This window comes from Glycomyces rhizosphaerae (assembly GCF_042647865.1).
GTDB lineage: Bacteria > Actinomycetota > Actinomycetes > Mycobacteriales > Micromonosporaceae > Glycomyces > Glycomyces rhizosphaerae.
In genome coordinates, this window is record NZ_JBHRWO010000022.1 from 154,232 (window position 1) to 160,231 (window position 6,000).

The window sequence follows — 6,000 nt, forward strand, 5'->3', positions numbered from 1 at the left end:
GAGTCTCAGGCCCGGAGGGTGACCGCCGGCGGGATGCGGCTGGCGCGCCAGGCCGGGTAGACGCCGGCGACGACGCCGACGACGGCTCCGATGACGGGTCCGGCGCCGAACAGCATCGGGTCGACGACGATCTGCCAGTCCCGGTAGAGCGAGACGATCGCGGTGACGTTCACGCCCAGCACGGTGCCGAAGAGACCGCCGATGAGGCCGATGAGCGTCGACTCCCACACGAACTGCATGGCGACCGCCCGCCGGGCGGCGCCGACGGCTCGGCGCAGGCCGATCTCACTGCGGCGCTCCATGACCGAGACGAGCGCGGTGTTGGAGACGGAGACGGCGCCGATGACGAGCGAGACGCCCGCGAGGCCGAGCAGGAGGGCCTGCATCTCGTTCTCGACGCCCTTGCGGAAGCTGCGGAGGTCCGAGGGCTTGGAGACCGAGAGGTTCTCGGCGCCTTCGGGGAAGACCGCGGTCGGGGCGGTGTCGGCGACCTTGTCGGCCGCGCCGAGGTCGGTGCGGATGAAGACCTCGGCGGCGCCGTATTCGGGGTCGGCGGTCATGCAGGGGGTCGGCGGGATGATCACGGCGCCGGTGAGCTTGGCTTCGCCTTCAGGAGCGGTGTAGACGCCGATGAGGGCGTACTCCTCGCCGTCGAGGTAGACCATCGGTCCGCCTTCGAGCGAGGAGTAGCCGAGGTCGCGGGCGGCGGACTCGTCGATGACGGCGACCTTGTCGTCGCGCGACACGTGGCCGAGGTCGAAGGCCCCGCCTTGGCTGAACGTGAACCCGAACGCCTCCATCGCGCCCGGTTCCATGCCGAAGACCGGCACGTCCCGCACGTAGTCGGCGGACTCGGTGCGGGAGGCGGCCCGCTCTTCGCCTGAGGCGCAGAAGATCCCGGCGTTCTCGACGCCCGCGATGCTCCGCACCCGCTCGCTCGAATCCATTGTGGGCGCGAAGCCGGCGTCACGCATGTTGTTGGAGAACGAGACGGTGACCTGGGTGGCCTCGGTGGCGTCGAAGCGCTCGGCGATCGCCGCGGCCGAGGTGGACGAGAGGCCCACGGTGGCAACGGTGGCCGCGATGCCGAGGGCGATGCCGATCGCGGTCATCCAGGTGCGCATCGAGCGCCCGCGCAGGGACTGGAACGCCTCGTAGGCGATGCCCATGGTCAGGACCCCGAAGCGGCCCTGGCGTTTCGGTATCGCGGCCTTGACGGCCTTGCGTTCGGCCTTGTCCGCCTTCTTGGCGGCCCTGCGGCCCTTGCGCCCGAGCGGTTCGGCCGCGACCGATGCTTCGTCCCCTGTGGAGACGTACTCCAGGAGCTCGGTGTCGGTCTCGGGCTTGCGGCGCCTGCGGGCCATCAGCCGTTGCCTCGGTCGCGCCAGGCGATCACGACCTCGTCGTCCTTGGCGAGTTCGCCGTCGACGGGCTCGACCACTCCGCGGCCGTCGTGGCGCAGGCTGACGGCCACCTCGACGTGGCGCTCGGTCTGCTCCTCGCCCTCGAGGACGGTGAGCATGGTCTTGTCCTCGGCGTCGGTCCACAGGGCCGAGAGCGGGACGATGAGCGCGTCCTCGGCGGAGCGGGCGAGCACGAGCGTGAGCTCCTGCTCCTCGCCGGGGGCGAGGTCGTCGATGCCCTCGACCTTGTCGGCGTCGAACTCGAAGACCGCGAAGGTCTTCTCGACCGTGGGGGTCTCCCCCTCCTCGCCTTCGTACATGCCGCCGCCCTCGGTGTCCTCGACCTCGCGGTTCTCGAGCTCGAACGCGCCGACCTCCTGGCCCTCCATGGGGCCGTCGCCGAACTCGAGCTCGGCTTCGTCGCCGAGCTTGTTGAGCTCCGTGGCGGTCGCCTCGTCGAGCTCCGCCTCCAGCTTCCAGTCGCCGGAGGCGAGGGTCATGACGGTGCCGGTGACGGGCGCGGACTGCTTGGCCTCGATCTTGCCGACCTGCATGGGCAGCTCGGGCAGGAACACGACCTCCGCGGCGGGCATGGTCACGCGCTCCACAGTGGTGGTCTGGCCGCCGCCGGTGTTCTCCTCGCCCTCGGTGTCGCCTTCAGTCCCTTCGCCTTCGGTGTCGTCGCCCGCGGGGGGCTCCTCGACGGTCTCCTCGGAGGTCGTCGGGTGGTCGTACCCGGCGTGGTCGTAGAGCTTCTTGACGTCCGCGACGGTGCGGGCGTCGAACGTGCCGGTCTTGGGGGTGCCGTAGATCTGCTGGAGCGCCAGCTGGAGCTGCTCCACGTCCGGCCCGGAGTCGCCCTCCTTGAGGTCCCGGTAGGCGGGCACGTCCCCTTCCAGGGCGATCATCGGGCGGCCGGAGACTTCCAACAGCACCGTGCCGGCCTTCACCTCGTCACCGGTCTCCACCGGGATCTTCGAGGCCAGCGCGGTCTCGACCCCCTCGGGCGGGTTGGCCGGGGCCGTGACGGGGAAGTCCCCGGTGCGGTCGAGGACCGCGTCGAAATCGAGTGTGTCGATCAGCTGGTCCTGGTCGACCCGGACGGTGATCACACTGTCATCGGGTTCGGCCGTCTCCTCGGCGCGCTGCGCCGGAGTGCGCGCCTGCGCTGCGAAGTACCAGGCGGTACCGGTCGCACCGAGCAGCGCTAGGGCAAGAACCCCGCTGACGACATGGCTTTTCGTGAGCCGCATGTTTGTGTCCTCCTCCGCTGCCAAGACGCGTGGAGCGAAGGATCAAGTTGCGGCCAAATCATCTCGATTCGGTAACACCACTTGCGGAGCAGTCTCGGCTGCGGGGCCTCAGTTGTTCAGGCCGACCGATTTCATGCGGTCCTGGTGCGCCCGGGTGAGGCGCCGCAGGAGGGCGTCGAGGCTGCCGCCGTCGCCGACGATGATCGCGGTGAGGCGCTCGTTGGCGGCGGCCACGCCCTGGGCGCGGTTGATGCCCTCGCCGACGAGGCGGCGGGCCCACAGCGACAGGCGGCCGGTGACGGAGGCGTCGGCCTCGACGGCGGCCCGGATCTCCTCGGCGGCCAGGTCGGAGGCGCTGGTCTCGGCGAGCACGGTCTCGATGAGGGTGCGGTCGGCCTCGTCGAGGCCGGCGGAGACGACGCGGAAGAAGTCGTCGGCGACGGCGTCGCCGAGGTAGACCTTCACGAGCGCTTCGAGCCAGTCGCGGGGCGAGGTGGAGGCGTCGAAGGAGCGGAAGGCCTCTTTGAACGGCGCCATCGCCTCGCCGGGGTCGGCGCCGAGCTCGGTCAAGCGGTCGGCGAGGAGCCGGTAGTTGCGAATCTCACCTACCGCCGCTTCGGAGAGGGCGGCACGACGGCCGAGGTCGGGGGCCAGGCGGGCGTCGTAGACCATGCGCTCGAACGCGAGCAGTTCGCCGAGGGCAAGCAGCCCAAGCAGATCGATGACGGCTTCGCGGCTGGGGGCAACGGCGGCGGAGGCCGGGCCGTCGGTTTCCGCGGCGGGATCAGTTGTCTCGGACACGGGGGCAGGTTACCACTGGCCCGGAGTGGCCTTCGCCTTCACGGGCTTGTCGCGAACCGGACCGATATCCGCGTCTTCGCAGGTCGGCGCAGCCACGAACGGGTGAGTCCGCCCACGTTGGAGGCCTGACCGCAGCGGCGCACCGAGACGGAGGTGTCTCCGGGGCGTACGATGGACGGGAGCGACCGCGGCCACCAGGTGGCAGTCCCCTCGACGAAGCTCGCAATCCTCTAGTTGGCAATGCGAGCACGGCGATGCGAGAGCGGTCCTCGAATGCGGTTCTGGCGCCAGGCGCCGAGCCGCTCCTGCGAAGCGGCGACTTCCCGAATCCGGCGGTCGTCGCCGCTGTATGACGAGACTGAATGTGGCGCCGAGTTCCCCGGATCTGGTGACGTCCTCCGCCACGAGGTGAACAGAGTGAACGAAGTGAACAACGACCGGCCCAAGAACGAGGGGCCGACCTTCGCCCAGCTGGGCGTGAGGGAAGAGACCGTCGAAGCGCTTGCAGCGCTTGGGATCGAGCGGGCTTTCGCCATCCAGGAGTACGCGATTCCGATCGCCCTCCGCGGTTCCGACATCATCGGCCGCGCCCCTACCGGCACCGGCAAGACCTTCGGGTTCGGCCTGCCGATCATCGACCGGATCATCTCCGCAGAGGAGGGCGCCGACGGCAAACCGCAGGCGCTGATCCTGGTCCCCACCCGCGAGCTGGGCCTCCAGGTCTCGCGGGACCTCGAGGACGCGGGCAAGACCCGCGGCATCCGGGTCCTGCCGATCTACGGCGGCCGCGCTTACGAGCCGCAGGTCGACGCACTCAAGGCGGGCGTCGAGATCATCGTCGGCACCCCCGGCCGGCTCCTCGACCTCCACAAGTCCAAGCACATCAAGCTCGACCAGATCGCGCACTGCGTGCTCGACGAGGCCGACCGGATGCTCGACCTCGGGTTCTCCGAGGACGTCGAGAAGATCCTGAAGCTCCTCCCGACCGAGCGCCAGACGATGCTGTTCTCGGCGACGATGCCCGACACGATCATGTCGCTCTCGCGCCGCCACATGCACCGGCCGATGACCGTTGCCGCCGACGTGACCGGGCCCGACCAGGAAGCGGCCAACAACACCCGCCAGCTGGTCTACATGACCCACGCGCTCAACAAGGTCGAGGTCACGGCCAGGATCCTCCAGGCCCGCGGGCGCGGCCTGACGATCCTGTTCTGCCGCACCAAGCGTGCCGCGCAGAAGCTCGCCGACGAACTGGACTTCCGCGGCTTCGCGGTCGGCTCGGTCCACGGCGACCTGGGTCAGAACGCACGCGAGCGGGCCCTGCGGGCCTTCCGCGCCGGGAAGATCGACGTGCTGGTGGCGACCGACGTGGCCGCCCGCGGCATCGACGTCCCCGACATCACCCACGTGATCAACTACGACGCGCCCGAAGAGGCCGAGACGTACGTCCACCGCATCGGCCGCACCGGCCGCGCGGGTGCGACGGGCATCGCGGTCACCTTCCTGACCTGGGAGGACCTGCCGCGTTGGAAGATCATCGTCAAGGCCAACAACCTGGACCTCGGCGACCCGGTGGAGACCTACCACACCTCCGACCACCTCTACACGGACCTGGACATCCCCGAGGGCGCACCGTCGTCGCTGCCGAGCGACCAGCGCAAGCGGGACGGTCTCAGCGCCGAGCGCGAGGAGAACGTCGAGGGCGACAGCCGCAAGCCCTCTCGCGGCAAGGGCCGCGGCCGCGGTGACCGCGACCGTGGACGTGGCGGCAGCGACCGCCGCGGCGGCGGCCGTTCGGGCGGCGGACGCGACGAGCGTCCCGCTGCCACGAGCGAGCGCATCACGGTCGACGACAACGGCTCGGTCGTGAACGGTGCGGCGGACAGCGGCGAGGCCTCGGCCCCCCGCAGCCGCCAGCGCCGCCGCATCCGCACCGAAGGCGAAGGCGCCGAGGCGAAAGCCCCGCGTGAATCCAAGCCTGCCGCCGACAGCGCCCCGCGCGCCGAGTCCGACGCCGACGGCGAAGCCCCGGCAAGAAGGCGCCGCCGTCGCCGCCGCCCCACGGGAGGCAACGACCGCCCGGCAAGCGCCGAATAGGCAAAGCGAACGGCTCGGGCCGTTGGGACCGATTGGTCCCAACGGCCCGAGCCGTTTCCGTACCGGCGATCGTCACGACCCCACGGGGCGTCCTGTGTCGGGCGCTAGGCTTTTCCCATGAGCGACCGCAAGGATTACGACGGCCCGCCCGTCAACGTCCCGCCGCCTCCCGGCTGGCGGGTCGAGGCGGTGGCCCTGCCCAGTGAGCCCCGGCGGCTGCCGCACCAGGACCACGCCGCGATCGACGTGGCCGAGCAGCGCGCCCGCCTCGTCACCCAGTGGCTCACCCTCATCACCGTGGCGCTCATGTTCACCGCCCTCATCGTCGGCCTCCTCTCCGGCTGACCCGCGAACGCGAACGGCCCCGGCCGGGCATCCTTGGGTTCTAGGAGTCGTTGCAACACCTTGTTCTACAAGGGATTGCGATGGGTTTCGAGATCCGTGGG

Annotated in this window: 5 protein-coding genes; 2 read left to right on the top strand and 3 right to left on the bottom strand. The window is 70.3% G+C overall.

Translation table 11 applies throughout. The features are described 5' to 3' along the window. Positions 1–5 precede the first annotated feature (5 nt). The 3 genes from ACFO8M_RS26375 to ACFO8M_RS26385 form a co-directional block, all read right to left on the bottom strand. Positions 6–1,364, bottom strand: coding sequence for an ABC transporter permease (locus ACFO8M_RS26375; protein WP_387981032.1), 1,359 nt, complete (start codon positions 1,362–1,364; stop codon positions 6–8). Then, positions 1,364–2,656: a peptidoglycan-binding domain-containing protein gene (locus ACFO8M_RS26380; protein WP_387981034.1), complete on the bottom strand. Its 1,293-nt coding sequence runs from the start codon at positions 2,654–2,656 to the stop codon at positions 1,364–1,366. Before ACFO8M_RS26380 ends, ACFO8M_RS26375 begins: the two co-directional genes overlap by 1 nt. A gap of 108 nt (positions 2,657–2,764) precedes the next feature. Next, positions 2,765–3,457, bottom strand: a complete 693-nt coding sequence (locus tag ACFO8M_RS26385) for a ferritin-like fold-containing protein (protein ID WP_387981035.1) — start codon at positions 3,455–3,457, stop codon at positions 2,765–2,767. Between the two features lie 240 nt (positions 3,458–3,697). On the opposite strand from ACFO8M_RS26385, the gene ACFO8M_RS26390 reads away from it, so the two are divergent. After that, entirely contained in the window at positions 3,698–5,554 is a 1,857-nt protein-coding gene (locus tag ACFO8M_RS26390) for a DEAD/DEAH box helicase (RefSeq protein ID WP_387981036.1), read from the top strand. 117 nt (positions 5,555–5,671) lie between these two features. Then, positions 5,672–5,899, top strand: coding sequence for a hypothetical protein (locus ACFO8M_RS26395; RefSeq protein ID WP_387981037.1), 228 nt, complete (start codon positions 5,672–5,674; stop codon positions 5,897–5,899). Positions 5,900–6,000: the final 101 nt, after the last annotated feature.

Coding starts and splice junctions, on each gene's coding strand:
- ACFO8M_RS26375 (WP_387981032.1), bottom strand. CDS start 1,364: ATGGCCCGCAGGCGCCGCAAGCCCGAGACCGACACCGAGCTCCTGGAG.
- ACFO8M_RS26380 (WP_387981034.1), bottom strand. CDS start 2,656: ATGCGGCTCACGAAAAGCCATGTCGTCAGCGGGGTTCTTGCCCTAGCG.
- ACFO8M_RS26390 (WP_387981036.1), top strand. CDS start 3,698: ATGCGAGCACGGCGATGCGAGAGCGGTCCTCGAATGCGGTTCTGGCGC.
- ACFO8M_RS26395 (WP_387981037.1), top strand. CDS start 5,672: ATGAGCGACCGCAAGGATTACGACGGCCCGCCCGTCAACGTCCCGCCG.